Source organism: Angustibacter luteus (genome assembly GCF_039541115.1).
In the GTDB taxonomy this organism is placed as follows: domain Bacteria; phylum Actinomycetota; class Actinomycetes; order Actinomycetales; family Angustibacteraceae; genus Angustibacter; species Angustibacter luteus.
In genome coordinates this window covers 580,410-603,820 of sequence record NZ_BAABFP010000008.1, presented here as the reverse complement: position 1 = coordinate 603,820, position 23,411 = coordinate 580,410, and the positions used below count along the sequence as shown (strand labels likewise).

Genomic DNA, 23,411 nt, shown 5'->3' with positions numbered 1-23,411 from the left:
TAGCCTCGACCCTGTGACGGCATCGTGGGCGCTCAACCCGGGCCGGCGGAGAAACATGCAGGCGAACACCCGGCGGGACACGAAGCCGGAACTTCGCCTCCGGTCCGAGCTCTACCGTCGCGGCCTGCGGTTCCGCGTGTGCCACCGACCGCTGGCGTCGGCCCGCTACACAGCCGACGTGGTGTTCACGCGAGCACGGGTGGCCGTCTTCGTCGACGGCTGCTACTGGCACGGCTGCCCAGAGCATTACAAGGAACCCCGGACCAACACCGGCTACTGGGCGCCGAAGATCGCCCGAAACCGGGAGCGGGACGCGCTCGTTGACGGCCTCCTCCTCCTGGAGGGTTGGACGGTCATCCGGGTCTGGGAACACGAGCCCGTGGAGGACATCGCCGACCGCGTCGAGGCCGCAGTCCGGGCGGCTTAGGCCGCGTTGTAGACCTTGATCGCCTCGGCATTGATGCGTTGGCCGATCAATGCGATGAGGTCCACGCACTCGGTGGCCTTGGCACGGGTGTACGCGGGCGCCTGGCCGCGGTGAACGATTTGGTGCCGGTCCTCGGTGAAGGCCGTAAGTGTTCCCTCCCACCCGGCGGGGAGCCCGGTGGGAAACCGGAGCCCGGCCATGGACGCCGCAGACTTGACCTTCTCCACGCCGTGGAACGACTTGGACTCGAGCCAACCCTCCAGCGCGGACCGGAACTCCTGCTCGCGGGACGTCTCGTCCCTCGCCAGAGCCACCCGAAGGCTGAGGCCAGGGTCATCCCTGGCGATTGACCGGAGAGGCTCACGCATCTGGGCCTTGTCACCGCCGAACTTCGACACGAGCTCCAGGATGAGCTCGTGCATGAAGTTGTCCAGTGCGCCAACAGAGAACACGACCGCCCCGCGGAGCAGCTCGCGCTCGTCCGCCTTCGGCGCGCCCGGCGATCGCTTCTCCGCCCCCTCAAACAACCTGAGGAACGCACGCGATCGCCTCATGTTCTTCTCGAACACCTGATACGAGTCGCACTTCTTGCGCCAGCCTGTCGCCATCGTGCCTCCTCGCTCCTGGCTCTGGCGAGGTTAGTGCCATGAGCGGCTGTGTCGTGGCTCAATTCAGTCAACCGGCGTCGACCGATTCGAGGTCCGTCGAACCGTGAGCCCTGAGGCGTGGTCGGCGAGCAGGAGAGACGACCGCCCATTCCACAACTGCAAGGCCCGGCGCGTCAGCCCGGGACGCCGGCATCCCCGGCAAGTGGGGGTTGCCAGATCTGCCCGTGACGGCCGCCCGGCGATACCGGGAGAATACTTCTGTAGGCACAGTAGGTGGTGGGGGTGGGCGGCCGTTTTAGCAACCCCAGGTCATGGGGATGGGTGGCATCCCGCTCGGCTGTCCAGGGGGCAGGTGGTGGGCAGGTGGTGGGCAGGACAGGCACAACCATGCAGGACGAGGCGTGAGCAAGATGCTCTGGATCTGTGCTGGGGAGGACCGGTTCCAGAACCACCAGCCAGGGTTTGGATCTGGTCAGATCGAACTCGTAATGCGTAGGTCATCGGTTCGATTCCGATAGGCGGCTCCGTCTCAGACGGCCCCCGACCTGCCCCGACGCAGGGAAGGGGCCTTCTGCGTACGGCGCCGACGGCGCGCCATCCTCGGCCCACACGTGACGGAGATCGACCTCCAGATCGACTGAGCCCCGACAGCGCGAAGGCCAGGGTCCCGTCGTCCGGCGGGGGTCCCTGGCCCCACGTCCGAGCATTCGAGCCCAGGACGGCCTCCGGCGTCAGATCCCGAGCGTCGCCTTCACCTGGTCGAGCATGGCCTGCTCGCCGTCACTGACCTGCTTCGCCCCGAAACCCATGAATCCGCCGTCCTTCGCGGCGTCCGCAGCGGCCTGGGCGGTCGCGAGCAGCCACTGGTTGTAGCCGGCGCTCTCGTCCGCGGTGGCCTTGGCCGAGACGAGCCCGGCGGCCGCGCCCAGCTCGTCGAGCACCTGCTGCCCCGGGCTGGAGTCCTTGCTGAGCTTGAAGTCCTTCAGCGGGTTCTGCTTCTGCTGGCTCATCGCCTGGATGTCCAGCGCCACCTCCGCGAGCAGCTGCTCGCGGCTCGGCGGGTTCGTCGCGGACCGGATGGTCGCGATCGTCTCCTTGCTCATCTCGATCGGACCACCCGGGTCGGCCAGCGAGATCGCCATGCCGGCCACGAAGGGCGCGCGCCGGATCCGGACCCACTCCTCGTCGGTGAAGTCAGCTCTCGTCGTCACGTCCGCTCCCCTCAGGTGGCTGCCCGTCGGGTCGACCCTAGCCACCCCCTGGCCCCGACGTGGGGGACGTCGGGGCCAGGGGCGGCGGGCTAGCGCACCGAGTACGCGTCGGTGATCTCCTGCGAGACGGTGCGGCCGGCGGAGTCCGTGGCCCTGACCCGCAGGCTCGCCTTGGCGCCGGACTTGTTGGTGACCCGGACCTGGCAGGACGTCGTCCCACATGCCAGCGACGCCGGCTTCCAGGTCGTGCCGCCGTTCCAGGAGACGTCCACGCTGCGCTTGACGACGGGCACCGTGGCGACGCCGTTCGGCATCACGAAGTCGACGCCGAACCGGTACCGCCCGGCGGGCGCGCTGCCCGTCGCCGAGAGCGCCATCCGGTAGTCGACGCCGAGCATCGGCAGGATGGTCCGGAAGTCGGCCGGGGTGTCCGAGTCGAAGCCCCACTCGGTCCGCACCCGCGTCGACAGCCGCCAGAACAGGTTGTCCCGCTGGGTGTCCGTGATCACCCGGTACCGGTGCTTGCCCGCTGGCACGGTGGTGTTCATGAACACCGAGGCGAACATGTCCAGCACCAGCTCGTCGTCCGCGTAGATCTTCCCGTTGAACTCCTGGTCGTTGAACAGGTCGGAGTTCGCCATGTGCCCGTAGGCGTCGGTGTACGCGCCCATCGACAGGAACATCTCGTCGTTCTCGCGCACCGGCGGCGGCGCGCCGTTGGTGAGCTGGAACTGCGGCGAGACGCGCGAGCCGATCGGCCCGCCGAACCACGTCTCGCGGTGCGTGGCGCCGCCCGCGAAGGTCTGCCGCGGCGCCCACAGCCGGCCGTACTCGCCGCCGTACGTGGCGTCCACCACGGAGACGGTGCGCTCCCACTCGGCGCCGGTGGACACGTAGTGCGTGACGGTTGAGGGGAAGCGCACGGTGCGCTCCAGGCCGATGTTCGCCGTACCGTCGCGCTCGGGGACCCAGCCGATGAGCTCCTCGACCACCCGCAGGCCGTCGTTGCTGGTGCTGCCGAGACCGTTGTACGTCTCGACGAGCGCCGTGACCGCGCGGCCGGTGCCGTCCACGGTCCCGCCGTTCGGGACGCCGTCCGCCCAGTAGTGCACGAGGTCGTACATGTACCCGGTGTTGGCGTGGGTGACGACGTGCGCGCGCCCAGCCGAGTGCGTGAGCAAGCCAGGGACGTCCATCGGTCGGGCCTGGAAGGACGGCAGCACGGGCGTGCCCTCCATGGTCCCGGCGCAGGACTGACCCCGGCCGGCGTAGGCGACCATCGCGGCCGCACCGGCCTTCTTCAACGCCGCGGCGGTCGCGCCGAGGTCCGTGCAGGTCCCCGCCACGAGCGCGACGGCGCCCTTGACCTTGCGCAGCCGGGGCGCGGCCGCCGGCCCGGCGTCGACGACCCGCAGGTCGCCGTTCAGCCGGGGCACGGGCGTCTCGTACGCCACGGCGCCGGCCGCCGTCACCGGCCGCAGCGGCACGGCCTTGCCGCGGCGCGGCACGATCAGGCCCTCGGGCTCGCTCAGCAGCCAGTTCGCGGCAACCGCCGCGGTGCCACCGGCCAGCCCCTTCGACGGCTGGGCGTACAGCCGGTCGACGGAGCCGAAGAACGTGAAGCCGGTGTACCCGGCGTCACCGTTCCAGGACACGTCGAGGATGGCGCCGCCGTCCACGACGGGCTTGTCGACCCGGTAGTCGAAGCGCCGGGCCGCGTTCTCGTCGAGCACGATCTCGGTGTTCTTGGACACCGTGAACGACGGGTTGTAGGACACCACGCCCTCGTGCGCGCCGTCCTTGGCCAGGCCGAACGAGATGGCGCCGGTGCCGTACGTGCCGGGCGGCAGCCGGAACGTGGCGCTCTGCGCGCCCGTCGAGGCGTCGAAGGTCCGCTGCTCGTAGACCCACGGCTCGCCGTACCCGCTCAGACCGAGCTGGTGCGTGACGTTCTGCGAGCCGGCGCGGGGCTTGATGGTGACCTTCACGTCGTACCGCTCGGGCTCGAGCTGGTAGGCCAGCGCGGTTCGCACGGTGCCGCCGCCGCTGGCCACCGTCGCGGTGACGACGGCCGAGTAGGCGCCCGCCTTGGCGACGGTCGGGTCGAGGACGACGGCGGTGGACGCCGTCCCGCTGGCCGGGACGGTGAGTGTGGACGCCGCGAGCTTCATGGAGCCCGTGGGCTCCGCCGCGCCGTCCTCGCCGGTCAGCGCGAGCGACAGCGTCACCGGCGCCGCGCCGGTGTTCGTGTACGTCAGGGTCGTGCTGGTCGGCGACAGGTCGGAGTAGGGCCAGGAGTAGTTGCCCAGCGACAGCGAGGCCGGGGCGAGCACGTCCTGGTGGATCGCCTGCAGGGCGTCGATCCGCCCCGTGCCGGCGTCGAAGCCGGTCGCGTCGGCGACCTGCACCGTGCTGTTCGCGATCGCCGACTTCAGGCGCTCGCCGTCCCAGCCCGGGTGCTCCTGCTTGAGGATCGCCGCGAGCCCGGCCACGTGGGGCGTGGCCATGGAGGTGCCGCTGATCGTCGTGTAGTACTCGTCGACCACCGGGCCCAGCTCGGTGCCGGCGGCCCGTGCCGCGGTGATGTCCACCCCGGGGCCGACCACGTCGGGCTTGAGCGCTCCGTCGCGCACCCGCGGGCCACGGCTGGAGAAGCCGGCCATCGCGTCGTGGACGTCGACCGCGCCGACGGTCAGCGCGGCGTCCGCGGAACCGGGGGCCGACACGGTCGAGGCGCCGTTGCCGCCCTCGTTCCCGGCAGCGATGACGAACAACGTGTCGGACGACGCGGACAGCTCGTCGACGGCGAGCGCGAGGGGATTGGTCCCGTCGTCGGGCGTGCCGTTGCCGAGGCTCATGCTGACGACGTCCGCGCCCTGGGCGACAGCCCAGGCCATGCCGGCGAGCACCCAGGAGTCCTCGCCCGAGCCGTTGTCGCCGAGCACCTTGCCGACCATCAGGTCGGCGCCGGGGGCGACACCCTTGCGCAGGCCACCCGACGCGGCGCCGGTCCCGCCGACGGTGGACAGCACGTGCGTCCCGTGCCCGTTGCCGTCGGTGACCGTGGCGTCGGTGGTGAAGTTCGCGGTCTTGCTGACCCGCCCGGCCAGGTCGGGGTGGGTGCTGTCGTAGCCGGTGTCCAGCACGGCCACGGTGGCGCCGGTGCCGGTGAAGCCCGCGGCCCAGGCCTGCGGGGCGTGGATCTGCGGCACGGAGTGCTCGAGCGAGGCCGTGACCTGGCCGTCCAGGTCGACCCGGGCCGCGCCGTCCGCCAGCCCGGTGGGGTGGCCGGCCCGGTCCGCGCCGGTGGTGAGGTCGTCCCAGAAGGCCCGGGCGTGCTTCTTGTCCGCGGCGAACGCCGCGACGCCGAGCGCCGGGATCGTCAGGGTGCGCCGGGCAGAGTCGAGCCTGGCCGCCTTGGCCTGCGTCGCCGCGGTGGAGCCGCGGCCGTAGTCGACGAGCACCGGAAGCGAGGGGCGGGAGGCGTCGTCGTAGTCGTCCGCCAGCAGGGCGGTCACGTCGAACAGGTCGCGGTCCAGCCGCTTGGCGGCGAGCAGTCCGAACGCCTCGACGGGGACGACGTACAGGTGCCCGTGGACGTCGTTGATGGCCGCCTGCGGGACAGTGCCGTCCGGGCGGGGCAGCAGGGTGACTGTGTGCCGCTTGTCGGCACCGCTGGTGACCTGGACGACGTCGCCGGTGACCAGGGTGACCGTCTTGACCGTGGGTGGCCCCACGCGGTGCGGCTTCGTCACCGGCGCGGTGGGGGAGGTGGCGGAGGCGGTCAGGGTCGGCGCCGTGACGAGGCCGATGCTGAGCGCGAGGGTGGCCAGGCCGACCGTGGTTCGCACGGTCCTGCGGGCGGGGCCCCGACGACCACGGGTGGTGGCACGGGGGAGTTCGGACGACGGCATGGACGGGGTCCTCTCGGGTCGACGCGACACCGTTGTCGCGTCCCCACGGGGGCGCAGAGTCGGTCGGACGACCGACTTGAGCGAAAGTACGTGGGGTTCACCCGAATGGCAAGACCCCGGCCGTGCAAGACTCGGTCACGAAGGCATCGCGAAAGGGGAACGACGGGTGGTGTACGTCAAGGCGTCCGAGCGCCGCAGGCAGTTCGTGCACGCCGCGCGGGAGGTCATGGCGCGCGAGGGCGTCAGTGGGACGACGCTGCGCGGCGTCGCCGCCGAGGCCGACGTGCCGCTCGGCACCCTGCACTACGCGTTCGCCACCAAGGACCTGCTGATGCAGGCCGTCATCGAGGACGTGATGGCCGAGATCAGCGAGGTCCTGCAGGCGACCGCCGACGTGGACGGCGGCCTCGAGCACGCCCTTCGACAAGGCCTGGACGACTACTGGCAGCGCATGGTCGTCGGGAAGCCGCAGGAGCAGCTCATGCAGCACGAGCTGCTCATCCACGCCCTGCGGACCCCGGGGATGGAGAGCCTGGCCCGCTGGCAGATGGACCGCTACTGCCGGATCGTCGCCGCGTGGTGCCAGGAGGCCGCGAGCAACGCCGCCGAGACCTGCGCCGTGCCGTTCGACACCCTGGCCCGGGTCATCGTCGCTGCGGTGATCGGCATCGTCCTGCAGTACGTCGCCGACCCGGACGAGCGGCGCTCGCAGGAGGACCTGCAGGCGACGATCGAGATGGTCCTCGCGATGGCCGGGGTCCGGCCGGCCAGACGCTCGGCCCGGACTGCTGGGCGGAACGGCGCCTGAAACCGGTCGGGCGACCGAGTTTGTGGCGCGGGGCGCGGAATCCTCGCCGTGGAGCGAGGGGCGTCAGTCGGACGAGCGCCCGCGCACCTTCCGGCGCAGCCGCACCAGCGCAGCGCCGGCGAGCGCCAGGACGAGCAGCACCGGCGGGACGACGAGCGCGACCTCGCCCGCGAAGGCGAGGCAGCCGCCCACGGACCAGTCCTGCCGCGGCTGACCCCAGTCGAAGACCCAGCGCAGCACGGCGAGACCGAACGCGAGCACGAACACGAGGGCAGTGACCAGCACGTACACGATGACGAGGTCGCGCAGCTGCCGGGTGCGCACCACGGCAGGTTCGTGCTCGAGGATCTGTCGGTCACTCATCAGGGCTGGTCGTCCTTCGTCGGCTGGTCCGACGATTGTCGCCCATGCGGGGACGATCGGCCGCATCGTGCTACGGGACGGGCTCCGGCACGTGCTCCGCGACCGGTTCGGCGACCGCGTCGGTGCGTGGGTCGTGCGGTACCGCGGGGAACCGCTCGCTGCGACCCTGCGCGGACAACCTGGACCACTCACGCCAACCCCCGACGTCCCGTTCGTGCACGAGGTACCACCACGCGTAGCGCGCGGAGTCCGGCAGCCGCCGCCAGCGCAGGCCCCGCTGGGCGGTCAGGAAGCCGAGGTTGCGGAAGGTCGTCTCGCGCCGCGAGGGGTCCCGGGGGACGAGCACCTGCAGGTGACCGGCCAGGATCGGCTGCCAGTCGTCGCGCCCTTGCGGGTGCAGGTACGCCGCGGCCACGCACGTGCCGAAGCCGATCCCCGAACGGCGAACGCGCCGGTGCATCTCGACCTCGTCGCCGCGCACGAACAGCCGCGGGTCCGGCACCCCCACGGCGTGCACCGCGTGCGCCGACATCAGCGTGCCGTTGAACAGGTTGGCGGTCCCGCGCACCAGGGTCCGCGCGGTGACCTGCTCGCGCCGGGTCAGCCAGGTCAGCCCGCGGCGCAGGGGGAAGGCCAGCCGGGTCGGGTCGTCCTCGTCCAGCACCAGCGGCGAGACGACGTCCAGCTCGTTCTCGGCGGCGCAGACCAGCAGCCGCGACAACGTCCACTCGTCGGCCGGGTAGCCGTCGTCGTCGGCGAGCCAGACCCAGTCCGCGCCGAGCGCCACCGCGGTCAGGACCCCGTGGGCGTAGCCGCCGGCGCCGCCGAGGTTGCGCCGGGACGGCAGGTACACGGTGCGCAACGGGCTGGCCGCGAGCATCGCCTCGGCCACCGGGTCGTCGCCGTTGTCGACCACGACGAGCAGGTCCGGGCGGCGGATCTGGGAGGCGACCGCGTGCAGGCAGCGGGACAGCAGGTCAGGCCGGTTCATGGTGACCACCACGCAGGCCACCGTCCGGTCGGCGACGGTCAGGTCGATCGGTACTCGATGAGTCCGCACGTCGCAGACGCTAGGTCGCGACGGTGGCGTCTCTCGGACCCGCACGTGAACGGACGACGGCCGTCGGATGAGCAGCGCGCCGCCGCCGCTGAGCGTCCGGTTGCGGGACAGGCCCTCGACGCGTCGCGTTCACCTGCGGGATGTCGGGCGCTCGTAGCGTCACAGCCATGGCAGAAGCCTTTACGTTGCTCATGCCCGTGTACCGGCAGGACCGCCCGCAGATGCTCCGCCGGGCGTTCACCAGCACGGTGCACGAGCAGCTCCGCCGGCCGGCCGAGGTCGTGGTCGTGCAGGACGGCGCGATCGGGCGCGAGCTCGCCTCCGCGTTGGAGTCCCTCGAGTCCACCAGCCCGGTGCCGGTGCGCCGGCTGCGGCTGTCGCGGTCGGTCGGCCTGGCGCAGGCGTTGCAGTGCGGGCTGTCTGCCTGCTCGCACGACGTCATCGCCCGGATGGACGCCGACGACATCAGCCTGCCCGAGCGCTTCGCCCGCCAGCTCCCGCTGCTCGAGGCGGGCTTCGACCTGGTCGGCAGCGCGATCGAGGAGATCGGGGACGACGAGAGCCGGGCCGGGGTGGTCCGGGTGCCGCCCACCACGGCTGAGGAGATCGCCCGAGAAGCCCGCTGGCGCAGTCCGTTCAACCACCCGTCCGTCGTCTACCGGCGTTCCGCCGTCCTGCACGCCGGTGGCTACCGCGAGCTGCCGCTGCTCGAGGACTACTGGCTGTTCGCGCGGATGATCGGCAGTGGTGCGCGAACGGCGAACCTGGCCCAGGCGCTGGTGCTGTACCGGATCGGCGCCGGCTCCTACGAGCGCCGCGGCGGCCTGCGGCTGCTGCGCTCCGAGGTCGCCCTGCAGCGCCGGCTGCGGTCCGAGGGCTTCATCGGCGGTCGCGAGCAGCTGCGCAACGTCGCCGTGCGCGGCGGCTACCGGCTCGTGCCGGTCGCCCTGCGCCGCCGGGCCTACCGGCGTGCCTTCACCACGACCTGCACTGTGGCAGAGCCGGTCTCGCCACCCGCGGGTTCTCCGCCCCCGCTGCCCCGCCGGTCCGGGACCGTCGCGTGAGGGCGGACGTGGTGGTGGTCGGCGCCGGGCTGTTCGGCTTGACCGTCGCCGAGCGGTGCGCCAGTGCCGGACTGGACGTCCTGGTCCTCGAGCGCCGTGACCACATCGGCGGCAACGCCTGGAGCGAGGACGACCCGCAGACCGGCATCGAGGTGCACCGCTACGGCGCGCACCTGTTCCACACCTCCAACGAGCGGGTCTGGGGCTACGTCAACCGGTTCACCGCCTTCACGGACTACCAGCACCGGGTCTGGACGACGCACCGCGGCGAGGTGTTCCCGATGCCGATCAACCTCGCCACCATCAACCAGTTCTTCCGGACGAACCTGGGTCCAGCCGCCGCCCGGGCGCTGGTGGCCGGGCAGGCGGGGGAGCTGTCGGCGGACGCGGCGACCAACCTGGAGGAGCGGGCGGTGGCGTTGATCGGGCGCCCGCTGTACGAGGCGTTCGTCCGGGGATACACCGCCAAGCAGTGGCAGACCGACCCGCGGGACCTCCCGCCTGAGGTCATCTCGCGCCTGCCGGTCCGGTACGGCTACGACACCCGGTACTTCTCCGACACCTACGAGGGCCTGCCGGTCGACGGCTACGCCGCGTGGCTGCAGCGGATGGCGGACCACCCGCGGATCGAGGTGCGGCTGGGTGTCGACGTCCTGGACCCGCGGGCAAGCATCGGCCGGGACCACCTGGTGGGGCGAGTGCCCGTGGTCACGACCGCGCCGGTGGACCGCTGGTTCGACTACGCGGAGGGCCGGTTGTCCTGGCGCACCCTGGACTTCGAGCGCGAGGTGCTCCCGGTCGGGGACCACCAGGGCACCGCGGTCATGAACTACGCGGACGACGACGTGCCGTACACCCGGGTGCTGGAGTTCCGGCACTTCCACCCGGAGCGGGCGCACTACCCGGACGACCGCACCGTCGTCGTCCGGGAGTACTCCCGGGCCGCGCAGGTCGCGGACGAGCCGTTCTACCCGATCGGCACTCCGCACGACCGCGCGGCCCTGCTGCGCTACCGCGAACGGGTGGCCGCCGAGTCCGGGGTGCTGTTCGGGGGACGCCTGGGCACCTACCGCTACCTGGACATGCACATGGCGATCGGGTCGGCGCTCACCCTGGTGGACAACCAGCTGCCGAGGTTGCTGCGCGGGCGCGCGAGCGGGCTCGACCTCGTGGCGACGCCATGACGGGGGTGCCCGAGCGGGTGCTGGCCCGGGTCGTGCTGCCGCACGACCGTGACGTGGACGTGCTGCCGTTGTACGTCGACGGCGAGGCGCCCCCGGTGCTGACACCAACCTCGGACGACGACACGGCGCTGCTCGTTCCGCCCGCCCGGACCCAGCACCCGGACCAGGTGCTGGACCGCCGCCGCTACGTCGTCCCGGCCGGTACCCGGACGTCGTTCGCCACTTACCACAACGCCTTCCCGGCCTCGTACTGGCAACGCTGGTCGCGGCTGACGAGCGTCCGGCTGCGGGTGCGCACCGAGGGGACCGGGACGCTGCTGGTCTACCGCTCGACCGCGCGCGGCGCCGCACTGCGGGTCGATGCCCGCGAGGTCAGCGGAGCGGTGGAGACCGTGGTCGACCTCCCGCTGGACACGTTCGTGGACGGCGGGTGGTACTGGTTCGACCTGGTCGCGGGCCTTGAGGGGCTGCGGCTGGAGCAGGCGGACTGGACGCAGGTCGCGCCGGACGGCACGCCCCCCGCGACGGTCACCATCACGATCACGACGTTCAACCGCCCCGCCTTCTGCCTCGACCTGTTGCGGCAGCTGGCCGTCGCCACCGGCCCGGACGGTGAGCTCACCGACCTGGTCGACCAGGTGCTGGTCGTCGACCAGGGCACGAAGCGACTGTCGGACCACGGGGACTTCGCCGCCGTCCAGACGGCCCTGGCCAGCCGGTTGCGGGTGGTGCCGCAGCGGAACCTCGGCGGGTCCGGCGGGTTCAGCCGCGGGATGCTCGAGGCGCTGGACGGCGGCCGCAGCGGGCACGTGCTGCTCCTGGACGACGACGTGGTGATCGAGCCCGAGGGCATCGCCCGCGCCCTGGCCTTCGCCGACCTGGCGCGCCGGCCGCTCGTGGTGGGCGGCCACATGTTCAGCATGTACGCCAGGTCGGTGCTGCACGCGTTCTCCGAGACCGTCGCCCGCCGTCCGTTCACCTGGCAGCCGGCCGGCCCGACCCAGCACGACCACGACCTGTCGACCCGCAACCTGCGCGGCACGCCCTGGCTGCACCGCCGGGTCGATGCCGGGTACACGGGCTGGTGGATGTGCCTGCTGCCGGTCGAGGTGCTGCGTGAGGTGGGGCTGTCCCTGCCGTTCTTCATCAAGTGGGACGACGCCGAGTACGGGTTGCGGGCCCGCGCCCACGGAGTGCCGACGGTGTCGTTGCCGGGGGCGGCCGTGTGGCACGTGCCGTGGACCGACAAGGACGACTCGGTCGACTGGCAGGCGTACTACCACGCCAGAAACCGGGTGGTGGCCGCGCTGCTGCACTCACCGTTCCCGCACGGCGGCCGGTTGCTCGCCGACAGCATGGCCGTCCAGGTCAAGCACGTCGTGGCCCAGCAGTACTCGGCCGCCGAGCTGCGGATCCAGGCGCTGGAGGACGTGCTGGCGGGGCCGCACCACCTCCACGGGCAGCTGGGCTCGCGCCTGGCTGAGCTGACCGGGACGCGACGAGGGTTCACCGACGCCCGGGTGGTGGCGGACGTGGAGGACCTGCCGGCCGTCCGCGAGGTGCGCCCGCGACGGCGTGAGGACGTCGACCGCCGTCCGGGGAACCGGGTGGCGGCCCTGGCATCGGCTGCCGTGGCCGTGGCCCGGCAGGCGTTGCCCGCCAACGGATCGCAGGATCAACCGCCCCAACGCTGGCTGGCGGCACCGGACGCGGGCTGGTGGAGCATCGGGCGGCTCGACTCCGTCCTCGTGTCGACCACGGACGGCACGGGCGCGTCGTGGCACCGCCGGGACCGCGCGGTCGCCGCGGACCTGCTGCGCCGCAGCGCCGCCGTGCACGCCAGGTTGCACCGCGAGTGGCCGCAGCAAGCGGTGGCCTACCGGGCGGCCCTGCCGTCGCTGGTCTCGCCGCAGGCCTGGCGGGAGACGCTGGACGTGCCCGCTCCGGACGCGGCCGTGGCGCGGGTGGTGCCGACGTGAGCGTGCTGTCCCGACCGGACTTCGACGTCCTGCGGCCGCCCGGCCGCGGCGCGGGCCTGCTCGACGTCGTCCGGCGGCGCGATCTCGCGGTGCTGCTGGTGCGCAAGGAGCTTCGCGTCCGGTACCGCGGGTCCGTCCTCGGGTTGGCGTGGAGCTACGTCAAGCCGGCGGTCCAGCTGGCCGTCTACTACTTCGGGCTCGGGGTGGTGCTCGGGCAGGGATCTCGCGTGCCCCACTACGCGGTGTACCTGTTCGCCGGCCTGGTAGCGGTGAACGCGTTCAGCGAGGTGGTGGGCAACGCGACGCGCTCGGTCGTGGCCAACGCCGACCTGGTGCGCAAGGTGTACCTGCCACGGGAGCTCTTCCCGGTGTCGAGCCTGTGCGTCGCCGGGGTCCACCTGCTGCCGCAGCTGCTGGTGCTGACCGCCGGTGCGCTCGTCGCGGGCTGGCGACCGGACGCCGCCGGGGTGCTCAGCGCCGTGGGCGCAGTACTCCTGGTGGCGGGTTTCGGACTCGGGCTGGGGCTGGTTCTCTCCGCACTGAACGTGTTCTTCCGTGACGTGGAGAACCTCGTCGACCTGGTACTCAGCGTGGTGGTCTGGACCTCCCCCGTGCTCTACGCGACGGAACGGGTGGTCCGCCTGCTCGGCGAGGGCCCGCTGCTGAGCGCCTACCTGTCGAACCCGCTCACCGTTGCCGTGCAGCTGATGCACCGGGCCTTCTGGGAGGGCGCCGCGGGGGTACGTGGCACCGGTCCGGACGCCGCCCACCTGGCTGCCGCCACGGTCGTCGTCGTCGCCGTGCTGTGTGTGGGGCAGTGGACCTTCGCCCGCCTGTCGCCGCGGTTCGGGGAGCAGCTGTGAGCCAACCGCGCGTCGTGCTGGAGGGGGTGCAGAAGTCCTTCACCCGCCGGCACACCCGCTCGTTGAAGGAGTCCGCCGTCTGGTCGGCGCAGCGGCGCAAGCTGAACCACCGCTTCCGCGCCGTCGACCACGTCGACCTGCACGTCCGCGAGGGCGAGTCGCTGGCTCTGGTGGGACACAACGGTTCCGGCAAGTCCACGCTGCTCAAGCTGGTCGCGGGCGTGCTGGTCCCGGATGCGGGACGGGTGCTGGTGCGCGGGCGCGTCGCGGGCCTGATCGAGGTCGGCGCGGGCCTGCACCGCGACCTCACCGGCCGCGAGAACATCGCCCTGAACGGCGCGATCCTGGGCATGTCGCCGTCCCAGGTGCGGCAACGGTTCGACGCCATCGTCGACTTCAGCGAGCTCGAGGAGTTCCTCGACACGCAGGTCCGCTTCTACTCGTCCGGGATGTTCCTGAGACTGGCCTTCGCCGTGGCGGTGCACACGGACCCCGACCTCTTCCTGGTGGACGAGATCCTGGCCGTGGGGGACGAGCCCTTCCGCCGCAAGTGCCTGGACCGAGTCGCCCGGATGCGTCAGGAGGGCCGCACCCTGGTGGTGGTGAGCCACGACCTGTCGTTGCTGGACCAGGTGTGCGATCGAGGCGTCGTGCTGGACCACGGCCGCGTCGTGGCGCAGGGCTCGGTCGCGCACGCGGTGAGCTCGTTGCGGGCCCGGGCGTGAGCGGCGGTGGTGTGCTGGGCAGCTGGTGGGACGCCGTGCCTACCCTGCTCGCCGCCGCCGCGCTGCTGCTCGTCCCCGGGGTGCTGGTGGTCCGGGCCGCCGGACTGCGCGGCGTCCTCGCGGCCGGTGCGGCCCCCGCCGTGTCCGCGTCCGTGCTGTCGGTGGCGGCCGTCCTGGCGGGCGGCGTCGGCCTGGCCTGGGGGTGGCCGACGGTCGCCGTCTCGATCGGCGTGGCCGTTGCCCTCGCGCTGCTCGTCCGCCGCCTGCCGGCGTCCACGCGCGAGCCGCTCGACCCGCCGCCGACCCTCGGCACCGCACTCGGTGTCGCCGCCGGAGCCGTGCTGGTGCTGGCGACACTCGGGCGCGGGATCGGCCGCCCCGGGGCGCTGTCCCAGACGTACGACGCCGTGTTCCACCTGAACGCCGTGCGCTGGGTGCTCGACCACCAGGACGGCTCCAGCCTGCACCTGGCAGCGGCGGGTCGAGGGAGCGGTCAACCGGGCTTCTACCCGGGCGCCTGGCACGACCTCGTCGCCCTCGTCGCGAAGCGCCCCGGAACGTCGACCGTCGTGGACGTCGTCGGCGCGGCCAACCTCACGGCGATGACCGTCGCGGCGTTGGCCTGGCCGCTCGGGTGCGCCGCCCTGGCTCACGTCACCCTCGGCCGGCGGTGGCGGCTGGCGGCGGCCGTCGCGGGGGTGCTGAGCGCCGGCTTCACCGCAGCGCCCTACCTGCTGCTGTCGTTCGGTGTGCTGTGGCCGAACGCGATGGCCGTCAGCCTTCTCCCCGGCCTGCTGGCGCTGCTGGTGCGCTCCGTCGAGGGGCGAGGCTGGCGCGAGGGACTGGTGCTCCTGGGTGCGCTGCCCGGACTGGCGCTCGTCCACCCGGGTGGGTTGTTCGCGTTCGGTGTCCTCGCGCTGCCGATGGTGGCCCTCGCCGCTGCCCCCGGCGTGCGGACCGCCTGGGTGCGCCGGCCGCGCCGGACGGCGGTCGTCCTGCTGGGGGTCCTGGCCGCCGCCGCCCTGGCCGCGACGATCGTCGCCAGCTCGCCACTGGTGCGCGCCGTGAGCCAGCACGACTGGCGAGCCCGCGAGTCGGTGGCGCAGGCGGCTGGTGAGGTGCTGCTCAACGCCCAGCTCGGCGGGCCGGCCGCCTGGGTGCTGAGTGCGACGGTCGTGGTGGGGGCCGTCGTCGCGTGGCGGGAGCCGCGCACGCGGTGGATCGTCGTGTCACACGTCGCGGGTGCGCTGCTGTTCGTGCTCGCGGCCGGCAGTGACAGCCGACTGTCCCAGGCGTTGACCGGGCTCTGGTACAACGACTCCTTCCGGCTCGCCGCGCTCGCTCCGGTGACCGGGGTCGCGCTCGCCGCCGCGGGGGTGCTGTCCGCGGCGGACGCGCTGACCCGTCGCCTCCCGCAGGTGACCGGCGTGGCGCGCCCGGCGGCGGCGGTCCTGCCCGTGGCGGTGGTGCTGACCATCGTGGTGGTGGGCTCCGGCGGCCTGTCCTGGCGGGACCACACCACCAGGATCCGGCTGAGCTACTCCGGAACGGCCTACCTCGGGCCCGGCGAACGCGCTCTCCTGCAACGCCTCGCGAACGAGGTGCCGCCGGGGGCCGTGGTGGCTGGAAGTCCGTGGAACGGGACCGCCCTGTCCTATGCCCTGGCTGATCGACGCAGCCTGTTCCCGCACCTGGTGAGCGGCTGGGACACCGATCGCGAGCTGGTCGCCGGTCACCTCGACCAGGTCGCCCAGGATCCCCGGGTCTGCCCCGCGCTGGACCGCTTGGGGGTGCGGTGGGTGGTCGGCGGTGAGAGCTCCTTCTGGACCCGTGACCGACGTCAGGCCAAGTACGCCGGGATGGTCGACCTCGCCGGCCGCGCCGGCCTACGGGCGGTGGACCGCGGGGGACGCCTGACGCTCTACGAAGTGACCGCGTGCGGCGCGATCGACCCGAGAGGAGCACAGCTGTGAGCGAGTCAGCGGAGTTCAGCACCTGGGTGCGCGACTACAACGGTCTGGCGTTCCTGCACCCGCAGTGGCGGCTGCTGTTCATCTCGGTGCCGAAGGCGGCTGGCACGTCGCTGAACATCGCGCTGACCCGCAGCGCCGGTATCCCCTTTCCGGGGCGCTTCCTGTACTCGACCGGGGAGGAGTCGCTCGTCAGCCAGACGATCTGGGACGGGGCGGCCGGGGGCCGGCCGACCGTCGACGGGCTCGCCGACCCGGCCTACGACCGGTTGATGCGCGAGGGGCTGGGCACGGTCTTCACGGTCGTCCGGCACCCGGTGGCCCGGCTGCTGAGCACGTGGTCCAGCAAGTACCTGGTGCGGGCGCCGTACTACCGGACCCGGATCGGACTGCCGGACGACGCCCTGGTGCAGTTCACGGAGCTGGATCAGGTGCTCGCGGACCTGGACCGGCTGGTGGACCACCTCTACGAGAACCCCGGCATCGAGCGACGTGACGGGCACCTGACCGCCCAGCGCGACCTGCTGCGCGGTGACCTGCGGCGCTTCGACCACGTAGGGCGCGCGGAGCGGCTGCCGGACACGGTGGGCTGGCTGTCCGCGCGGCTGGCCGAGCTGGGGGTGGGGCTGCACCCGGTCGGCCGCGACAACGAGTCCGTGGCGAGCGTGGACCCGGCCATGCTGCGTCCGCGCACGCTGAGCCGGATGCGGGACCTCGCGGCGGCGGACTGCGCGTTCCTCGGTTACGACGTGGACGACCTGCCCACCGGGGGAAGTCTCTGCGCGGCAAGCCTTCCAGCGATCAACCGGGAGATCGAGCACCAGGTGCGCGCGGAGGTCCTGCACCGAGCCGGCCGGCCCCGGGTGGCGACGGCGGCGAGGGGCCTGCTCGGCCGGGCCCGGTCGTTGGTCTCCTGACGATCCGGACGTCCGGGACTGTTGTGGCATTTCATGATCAAGCGGTACGGTCGCGACTTCAGCGGCTCCGGGGTGCGGCCGGCTCGAAGGCAGGACCGTGCGCGGGGCCCAGCAGAAGGGGGCCCCAATGCTGCGTCCGTCCCGTGTGCGCTCCACCTTGCTCGCCGCCGTGGCAGGCACGGCGCTGGCCGTCCCGGCCGCCGCGTTCGCGCCGTCCAGCGGCAGCGCCGCTCCGCCGACGCCGACGAGCCTGGCGGGGGCCACCCTGCCCGCTCGCGCCGTCGCGCAGATCGACGCGCTGGCGAAGCAGAAGCTGGCCCGCACGACGACGGAGCAGAAGGTGGACAGCCGACTGCTCGCCGCGGCCCAGGTCCGGCGCGGCAAGGCGGTGGCGCCGGGCGTGGCCAAGGTCGACCCGGGCCTGCGGGTCGACAAGACGGGCCGCACCGCCGTCACCGTCGAGGGCACCGTGAAGAGTGCTCTGCTGCAAGGCATCTCGTCGCTGGGCGGGGTGGTGCACGACGTCCGGCCGAAGGCGGGCACGGTGCAGGCTGACATCCCGGTCGCGTCGGCCACCCAGGTGGCGGCGCTGCCGGGCGTCTCCCACGTGAGGGTGGCGATGGGCTGGACGACGGCGTCGATGAACCGTCCCTCGGCTCCCGCCTCCAAGGACGTCCGTGACCAGCAGCGCCGCGCCCGCGTGGCCGACGCACTGCGCACCGCGAAGGCCAGCAAGACCGGCATGAGTGCGCTGGCTGCCGGTTCGACCACCACCGAAGGGGACGTGACCCACGCGGTCGACGCGGTGCGCGCCTCCCGTCACGTCGCGGGCGCGGGCGTCACGATCGGGGTGCTGTCGGACGGCGTGGACTCGCTCGACGCGTCGATCGCGTCCGGTGACCTGCCCGCCGACACCCAGGTGCTGCCCGGCCAGGCCGGCGAGGGTGACGAGGGCACCGCGATGCTCGAGATCGTGCACGACCTCGCGCCCACCGCCGACCTCGCGTTCGCGACGGCCGTCGACTCCGCCGAGGGGTTCGCCGCGAACATCCGGGCCCTGCGGGCGGCCGGTGCCGACGTCATCGTGGACGACGTCCTCTACTACGCCGAGTCCCCGTTCCAGGACGGCCCGATCGCCCAAGCCGTCCTCGACGTCACCGCCGACGGCGCGCTCTACTTCAGCTCCGCCGGCAACGAGCAGAACGTCGACGACCACACGGCCGGCAACTACGAGGGTGACTACGTCTCGTCCGGCCAGACCGTGGGCAAGTTCGCCGGGATCGCGCACGACTTCGACCCGACCGCGGCTGGCGTCCAGGTGCTCGACCCGGTCAGCCCGGACTCGACGGGGGTGCCCACGCTGCTGCAGTGGGCCGACCCGCTCGACCACTCCGGCAACGACTACGACCTGTACGCCGTGGACGACGAGGGCAACGTGCTCGCCTTCTCCAACGACGTTCAGAACGGCGACGACCAGGCCTTCGAGGGCTTCTACCTCCCGAGCGGAACCGCCGGACTGGCCGTCGTGAAGTTCAAGGGCGACGACCGCTACTTCCAGGTGACGCCGTTCCAGGGACGCTTCGAGGACGGCAGCGGGCTGACCGCCTACAGCTCGCCGGGGGTCACCCGCGGGCACTCGGCGGTGCCGGCCGCGTACAGCGTCGCCGCCGTCCCGGCGCACGACCCCTTCCCCCGCGAGATCGCGCCCGGTGTCCCGAACCCCGCCGGTCCGTTCCCGGGGCGGTACACCTCAGCCCAGCAGTCCGAGACGTTCACCTCGGACGGGCCCCGGCGGATCTTCTTCCACCCGGACGGCACGGCCATCACGCCGGGGAACTTCACCGCCACCGGGGGTGAGCTGCGCCGCAAGCCGGACGTCGCCGCGGCGGATGGCGTGCAGACCTCCGTGGAGGACTTCTCGCCCTTCTTCGGGACGTCGGCCTCGGCGCCGCACGCGGCCGCCATCGCGGCCCTGGTGCTCAGTGGGAACCCGGGCATCGGGCCGGACGAGGTGCGCGCCGCCATCACCGGGACGGCGCTCAACATCGAGCAGCCCGGCTGGGACCGCGACACCGGGTACGGGATCGTGATGGCCAACCGGCTGCTGAACCGGACCGGGGCGACCGCCCAGCCCCTGGTGCGGGCCGGCCAGCCTGTGGTCACGCCAGCCGGTGACGGCGACGCCTACCTCGAGCCAGGCGAGACCGGTGCCCTGGCGGTGCCGCTGACCAACGAGGGTGACGGTCGGGCCACCAGCGTCAGCGTCCAGCTGTCCACCTCGACGCCGGGTGTGACCATCACGCCGTCGGTGCGGTCGGCGGGCGCGATCGCAGCCGGCGCGACGAAGACGCCGGCGCCGTTCACGGTGCGGCTCGCGCCCGGCTACGAGCCCGGCGTGCCGATCGCCGTGCGCGCCCGGGTGAGCTTCGTCGGAGTGCTGTCTCCGCAGGTCTCGCAGCAGTCCCTGCCGACCGGGCAGCCCTCGGACGACGTCCTCGACATCTCCTACGCGGGCCCGCCCGTCCCGATCCCGGACGCCAGCAACGTCGGTGCCAGCGTGCCGCTCCAGGTGCCCGCGGCGACCGGCCGGATCAGCGACCTCACGTTCTCGATCGACGGGACGGAGTGCTCGGACGACGAGGGGTCCGAGACGGTGGGGCTCGACCACACCTACGACCGTGACCTGGTCGGGACGCTGACCGCACCCGACGGTCAGCAGGTCGTGCTCTTCGACCGGGCGGGCGGCAGCGGGGCGAACTTCTGCCAGACCGTCTTCACCGACACGGCGACGACCAACATCCAGCAGGCGCCGTTCAACCCGCCCTACACCGGGTCGTACCAGCCGGCCGAGCCGCTGTCGTCGCTGGTCGGTGCGGTGGCGGACGGCACGTGGACGCTGTCGGTGGTCGACGCCGCGGCGGCCGACACCGGCTCGATCCGCGCCGTGTCCCTGCACCTGAAGGGGTACGTGCAGACGCCCTGACGCGATCCGCCCCCCCCACCCCCGTCACGAGTCCGGAGGTGGGGGGAGCGGGGGGAGGGCGGCGAGGACGCAGAACCCGTGGAACCCGCCGGACAGCACGTGCAGCTCGGCGGCACCTCCCGCCTGCCAGAGGCGTTGCGCGTAGGCGATGTTCTCGTCCCGGAACGTCTCGACCGAGCCGACCTCCACGTAGGCGGGCGGCAGGCTGGACAGGGGAGTGGGCGTCCTCGGGCATCCGGGTGAACGCGATCCAGCCGTGCCGGGTGAGCACGCCGCTGTTTCGAATCTTGGTCGACCCCTCGGGCCGGACGGCCCAGAGCTGTTGGCGCGCATGGTGAAGGGGATCCCGTTGGGTCGGCTCTCCGAGGTGTGAACGCGGGAGGCACGCTGCGCCGGGGACGTGTGGCGAGTGCGCGCCGCAGGCGTCCAGTCAGTATCTTTGCAGCAAGTTGACAGTCTGGAATCTACAGGAGATGGCCATGGCGCAGACGCTTCCCGCCCTCGGCCCGGCTCGCCGACGCGTGCTGGCCGACGAGGTGACGGATGACCTTCGTCGGGCCATCGTCTCGGGCGAGCTCCCCGCCGGTGAGCGGCTGCGAGAGGACGAGCTCGCGCTGAACATGAGCGTCAGCCGCGGTCCGGTGCGTGAGGCGCTGGTGCGCCTGGAGCAGGAGGGCCTCGTCGTCCTGGAGCGGCATCGCGGTGCGCGGGTGGTCACCCTGTCCCAGGAGGACCACGAGCACATCTACAGCCTGCGCCGCGCCCTCGAGCAGCTGGCGGTGGAGTACGCCTGCCGGAACGCCACCGACGAGGACTTCGCCCGCATGGAGGCCGTGCTGAAGGAGTTCAGCCGGGCTACCAAGGCCATGCGCACCCCGGCGGCGGCAGCCGAGTGGGACATCCGGTTCCACGACGCCATCTACCTCGCCGCCCACAACAAGCCGCTCTACCGGGCGTGGGAGGGGCTGCGTTCGCAGATCCACTGCTTCCTCACCACCCGGATGGCGTTGCGCCCCGACTACCACGAGAGCTGGGAGCCGGACCACCGTCACCTGCTCGAGCTCATCCAGAAGCACTCGAAGGGGGCCAGCGTGAAGTTCATCCGGGCCCACGTGCAGGCCGGGTACGAGCGCATCGTCGCGGAGCTCTACGCCGAGGGCGACGTGCCGGTCGACGTCCCGTCCTCAGCCGCGCGCAAGCGTCCGCGCGCCAAGGTGCTCAGCTAGCTCGGCCAGCTGGTCGCGCACCTGGTCGGGGAGGGGCAGCAGCTCGCCGCGGGCGGCCCGGATCGCATTCTCCACGTCGCCCGGCAGCAGCACGGGTCGCGCCGGATCGACGGGGGCGCTCTGCCGCAGCGCCCGAGCGCACTGGCCGGTGTCGGTCAGGAACGCGTCGAGCCCGACGAACGCCTGCGGGTCGATCACGACGAGGACGACGCCGTTGCCCGCCTCGTAGTCCGGCGACGTGGACGGGTGGTTGCCGGACAGCGCGCCGGTCACCGGCGACCCTGGCGGCGATGTATCGGGCCTGTCACGCCTGCTTGACGAGCGGGCCAACGCGAGCGCCGCGGTCCGGGACGAGTCTGGCTGCCTCGGGTTCGACATCGTCGAGCTCGCGGGCGACGACGGGCGGTTCCTGCTGTATGAGCGCTACGCGGACGAGGCGGCCTTCGTCGACCACCAGCTCCGGCCGCACTTCGCCACCTGGTCCGAGGTCGCCCCGACCCTGCTGGTGGGGGACCGCCAGCGGCTCACCGGCGAGGTCGTCACCTCACTCGCCGACGCCCACCCCAGCCCCACACCTCCCGACGTGTGACCCGTTCGCGTCGTGGCGGAATCTGCAGAATTGCAGATTCTGCAAAAATCTGCCTAGCATGGTGACGTGAACGTCGGGGGACTGCGCGAGCGCAAGAAGCAGCGCACGAGGGACGAGCTGGCCGAGGCCGCCTTCGCCCTCGCGGTCGAGCGCGGCCTGAACGGTTTCACCATCGACGAGGTGGCCGCCGCGGCGGACGTCTCACCCCGCACCTTCTTCAACTACTTCACCAGCAAGGAAGAGGCCGTCGTCGCCCACCGCGACGGGGCGCACGCCGAGTTCGCCGCCGCCCTGGCGGCCCGGCCGCTGGACGAGTCGCCGGTCGAGGCGCTCCGCGCGGCGATCGTCGGACGGGTGCGAGCCTCGTCCCGCGAGGCGATCCGCGAGCAGCTCGAGCTGCTGCGGCTGCTCCGCGAGACGCCGTCCCTGCTGCCGTACCTGATGTCCAGCTTCGCCACCACCGAGCGGCTGATGGCCGAGGTGGTCGCGGCGCACAGCGGGACCGACCCCGACCGCGACTGCTACCCCCGCCTCGTGGCGGCGTGCTCGATGGCCGCGTTGCGCACCTGCTACGTGATGTGGGAGCAGGAACCCCGCGGCACCGCGAAGTCCCTCGCGGATGCGATCGACGCCGCCATGACCGAGCTCGGCGGCGGCCTGCCCGACCCGCGCGACGCATGACCCAGGTCACCGTGGACGACACCGCACTCGTCACCGCCATCGCGCGGGCGCAACGCATCCGACGCGCCACCCTGCGACTCGGCCGCGAGGCGGCGATCATCTCCACCGGCTGGATCGTCTACACCCTGGGCCGCTACCTGGCAGGGGGTCGTGAGGAGCTCGCGCTCGAGAACGCGCGCCGGCTGTGGGACTGGGAGCGCTCCCTCGGACTGCCCGACGAGGCCGTCATGCAGGAGTGGGCCATGCGCGTGCCGCACCTGATCGAGGCCGCGAACGCCTACTACGCCAGCGTGCACTTCCCGCTCACCATCGCCACTTTGGGTTGGCTGTTCATCTGCCGCCCGGCGCAGTACTCACGGTTCCGGCGCTCCCTGCTCTGGCTGACCTCGGCGGCCCTCGTCGTGCACTCCCTGTTCCCGCTCGCCCCGCCCCGCCTCGTCCGGTGGGACGGCATGACCGACACGGCCACCGCGCTCGGCATGTCGGTCTACGGACCGGTGGGCACGGGCATTGCCAACCAGTTCGCCGCGATGCCTTCCCTGCACTTCGGCTGGTCCCTGCTGGTCGCGGTGGCGATCACCCGCAGTCTGCGCTCGAAGTGGCGGCTCGTGATCTGGGTGCACCCGGTGGTCACGTTCCTGGTCGTGGTCGTCACCGCCAACCACTACGTCCTGGACTGCGCCGTCGCCGGCTCGTTGGCGGTCGTGGCGCTCCGGCTCGCCGACGTCGACGTCCTCGCGCACCTGCGGCGCAGCGCGTCCAGCCCGCTGCTCGGTGACCCTGCGTCGCCCGATGGGGTGACCTGACGTGACCCGTTCGGCCTAAGCACGTCACGTTCC

At 72.4% G+C, this 23,411-nt stretch carries 20 protein-coding genes and 1 pseudogene; 14 read left to right on the top strand and 7 right to left on the bottom strand.

Annotated features, from left to right (window positions below; genetic code table 11):
* Positions 1-13: 13 nt before the first annotated feature.
* Entirely contained in the window at positions 14-427 is a 414-nt protein-coding gene (locus ABEB17_RS19840) for a very short patch repair endonuclease (RefSeq protein WP_345718476.1), read from the top strand.
* Here ABEB17_RS19840 and ABEB17_RS19835 read toward each other — a convergent pair.
* The 3 genes from ABEB17_RS19835 to ABEB17_RS19825 all read right to left on the bottom strand — a co-directional run bounded on the left by ABEB17_RS19835 (position 424) and on the right by ABEB17_RS19825 (position 6,097).
* Entirely contained in the window at positions 424-1,035 is a 612-nt protein-coding gene (locus ABEB17_RS19835; protein ID WP_345718475.1) for a hypothetical protein, read from the bottom strand. The genes ABEB17_RS19840 and ABEB17_RS19835 overlap by 4 nt on opposite strands.
* Before the next feature lie 731 nt (positions 1,036-1,766).
* Positions 1,767-2,246, bottom strand: coding sequence for a hypothetical protein (locus ABEB17_RS19830; RefSeq protein WP_345718474.1), 480 nt, complete (start codon positions 2,244-2,246; stop codon positions 1,767-1,769).
* A gap of 89 nt (positions 2,247-2,335) precedes the next feature.
* Complete coding sequence (locus ABEB17_RS19825; RefSeq protein ID WP_345718473.1) at positions 2,336-6,097, bottom strand: S8 family peptidase; 3,762 nt, start codon at positions 6,095-6,097, stop codon at positions 2,336-2,338.
* 229 nt (positions 6,098-6,326) lie between these two features.
* Between ABEB17_RS19825 and ABEB17_RS19820 the strand changes: the two genes are divergently transcribed.
* Positions 6,327-6,968, top strand: a complete 642-nt coding sequence (locus tag ABEB17_RS19820) for a TetR/AcrR family transcriptional regulator (RefSeq protein ID WP_345718472.1) — start codon at positions 6,327-6,329, stop codon at positions 6,966-6,968.
* Between the two features lie 63 nt (positions 6,969-7,031).
* On the opposite strand, the gene ABEB17_RS19815 is transcribed toward ABEB17_RS19820, so the two are convergent.
* Both ABEB17_RS19815 and glfT1 read right to left on the bottom strand, forming a co-directional pair.
* Positions 7,032-7,331, bottom strand: coding sequence for a hypothetical protein (locus ABEB17_RS19815; RefSeq protein WP_345718471.1), 300 nt, complete (start codon positions 7,329-7,331; stop codon positions 7,032-7,034).
* 70 nt (positions 7,332-7,401) lie between these two features.
* Positions 7,402-8,391, bottom strand: coding sequence for a galactofuranosyltransferase GlfT1 (gene glfT1, locus ABEB17_RS19810; protein ID WP_345718470.1), 990 nt, complete (start codon positions 8,389-8,391; stop codon positions 7,402-7,404).
* Positions 8,392-8,558: 167 nt separating this feature from the next.
* Between glfT1 and ABEB17_RS19805 the strand changes: the two genes are divergently transcribed.
* The 8 genes from ABEB17_RS19805 to ABEB17_RS19770 all read left to right on the top strand — a co-directional run bounded on the left by ABEB17_RS19805 (position 8,559) and on the right by ABEB17_RS19770 (position 20,076).
* The gene (locus tag ABEB17_RS19805; RefSeq protein ID WP_345718469.1) at positions 8,559-9,455 is read left to right on the top strand and encodes a glycosyltransferase; all 897 of its coding nucleotides are present in this window, start codon (positions 8,559-8,561) and stop codon (positions 9,453-9,455) included.
* Entirely contained in the window at positions 9,452-10,639 is a 1,188-nt protein-coding gene (gene glf, locus ABEB17_RS19800; protein ID WP_345718468.1) for a UDP-galactopyranose mutase, read from the top strand. The genes ABEB17_RS19805 and glf overlap by 4 nt, the downstream gene beginning before the upstream one ends.
* A complete protein-coding gene (locus ABEB17_RS19795; RefSeq protein ID WP_345718467.1) occupies positions 10,636-12,618 on the top strand; it encodes a glycosyltransferase in 1,983 nt (660 codons plus the stop codon). The genes glf and ABEB17_RS19795 overlap by 4 nt, the downstream gene beginning before the upstream one ends.
* Positions 12,615-13,481, top strand: coding sequence for an ABC transporter permease (locus ABEB17_RS19790; protein WP_345718466.1), 867 nt, complete (start codon positions 12,615-12,617; stop codon positions 13,479-13,481). Before ABEB17_RS19795 ends, ABEB17_RS19790 begins: the two co-directional genes overlap by 4 nt.
* Complete coding sequence (locus ABEB17_RS19785; RefSeq protein WP_345718465.1) at positions 13,478-14,206, top strand: ABC transporter ATP-binding protein; 729 nt, start codon at positions 13,478-13,480, stop codon at positions 14,204-14,206. Before ABEB17_RS19790 ends, ABEB17_RS19785 begins: the two co-directional genes overlap by 4 nt.
* Positions 14,203-16,179: a DUF6541 family protein gene (locus ABEB17_RS19780; RefSeq protein ID WP_345718464.1), complete on the top strand. Its 1,977-nt coding sequence runs from the start codon at positions 14,203-14,205 to the stop codon at positions 16,177-16,179. Before ABEB17_RS19785 ends, ABEB17_RS19780 begins: the two co-directional genes overlap by 4 nt.
* Positions 16,176-17,093, top strand: a complete 918-nt coding sequence (locus ABEB17_RS19775) for a sulfotransferase family 2 domain-containing protein (protein ID WP_345718463.1) — start codon at positions 16,176-16,178, stop codon at positions 17,091-17,093. The genes ABEB17_RS19780 and ABEB17_RS19775 overlap by 4 nt, the downstream gene beginning before the upstream one ends.
* 127 nt (positions 17,094-17,220) lie before the next feature.
* Complete coding sequence (locus ABEB17_RS19770; RefSeq protein WP_345718462.1) at positions 17,221-20,076, top strand: S8 family serine peptidase; 2,856 nt, start codon at positions 17,221-17,223, stop codon at positions 20,074-20,076.
* A gap of 24 nt (positions 20,077-20,100) precedes the next feature.
* Here ABEB17_RS19770 and ABEB17_RS19765 read toward each other — a convergent pair.
* Positions 20,101-20,289, bottom strand: a pseudogene (locus tag ABEB17_RS19765) (alpha/beta hydrolase); the annotation flags it as partial.
* Between the two features lie 266 nt (positions 20,290-20,555).
* On the opposite strand from ABEB17_RS19765, the gene ABEB17_RS19760 reads away from it, so the two are divergent.
* Positions 20,556-21,302 carry a GntR family transcriptional regulator gene (locus ABEB17_RS19760; RefSeq protein WP_345718461.1) on the top strand — a complete coding sequence of 249 codons (747 nt, stop codon included), beginning with the start codon at positions 20,556-20,558 and terminating at the stop codon, positions 21,300-21,302.
* Here the strand turns inward: ABEB17_RS19760 and ABEB17_RS19755 are convergent.
* Positions 21,261-21,575 carry an Ldh family oxidoreductase gene (locus tag ABEB17_RS19755; RefSeq protein WP_345718460.1) on the bottom strand — a complete coding sequence of 105 codons (315 nt, stop codon included), beginning with the start codon at positions 21,573-21,575 and terminating at the stop codon, positions 21,261-21,263. The genes ABEB17_RS19760 and ABEB17_RS19755 overlap by 42 nt on opposite strands.
* Here ABEB17_RS19755 and ABEB17_RS19750 point away from each other — a divergent pair.
* From ABEB17_RS19750 to ABEB17_RS19740, 3 genes are all read left to right on the top strand, one after another.
* Positions 21,553-21,891 (top strand): putative quinol monooxygenase, encoded by a 339-nt coding sequence (locus ABEB17_RS19750; RefSeq protein ID WP_345718459.1) that lies wholly within the window; start codon positions 21,553-21,555, stop codon positions 21,889-21,891. The two genes, ABEB17_RS19755 and ABEB17_RS19750, sit on opposite strands and share 23 nt — an antisense overlap.
* Before the next feature lie 66 nt (positions 21,892-21,957).
* Positions 21,958-22,572 carry an acyl-CoA-like ligand-binding transcription factor gene (locus tag ABEB17_RS19745; RefSeq protein ID WP_345718458.1) on the top strand — a complete coding sequence of 205 codons (615 nt, stop codon included), beginning with the start codon at positions 21,958-21,960 and terminating at the stop codon, positions 22,570-22,572.
* Positions 22,569-23,378, top strand: coding sequence for a phosphatase PAP2 family protein (locus ABEB17_RS19740; RefSeq protein ID WP_345718457.1), 810 nt, complete (start codon positions 22,569-22,571; stop codon positions 23,376-23,378). The genes ABEB17_RS19745 and ABEB17_RS19740 overlap by 4 nt, the downstream gene beginning before the upstream one ends.
* The last annotated feature ends 33 nt before the right edge of the window (positions 23,379-23,411 follow it).

Bases quoted from the DNA above. Each gene is read 5' to 3' on its own strand.
- ABEB17_RS19835 (WP_345718475.1), bottom strand. From the start codon at position 1,035: ATGGCGACAGGCTGGCGCAAGAAGTGCGACTCGTATCAGGTGTTCGAG.
- ABEB17_RS19815 (WP_345718471.1), bottom strand. From the start codon at position 7,331: ATGAGTGACCGACAGATCCTCGAGCACGAACCTGCCGTGGTGCGCACC.
- ABEB17_RS19805 (WP_345718469.1), top strand. From the start codon at position 8,559: ATGGCAGAAGCCTTTACGTTGCTCATGCCCGTGTACCGGCAGGACCGC.
- ABEB17_RS19795 (WP_345718467.1), top strand. From the start codon at position 10,636: ATGACGGGGGTGCCCGAGCGGGTGCTGGCCCGGGTCGTGCTGCCGCAC.
- ABEB17_RS19770 (WP_345718462.1), top strand. From the start codon at position 17,221: ATGCTGCGTCCGTCCCGTGTGCGCTCCACCTTGCTCGCCGCCGTGGCA.
- ABEB17_RS19760 (WP_345718461.1), top strand. From the start codon at position 20,556: ATGGCGCAGACGCTTCCCGCCCTCGGCCCGGCTCGCCGACGCGTGCTG.
- ABEB17_RS19740 (WP_345718457.1), top strand. From the start codon at position 22,569: ATGACCCAGGTCACCGTGGACGACACCGCACTCGTCACCGCCATCGCG.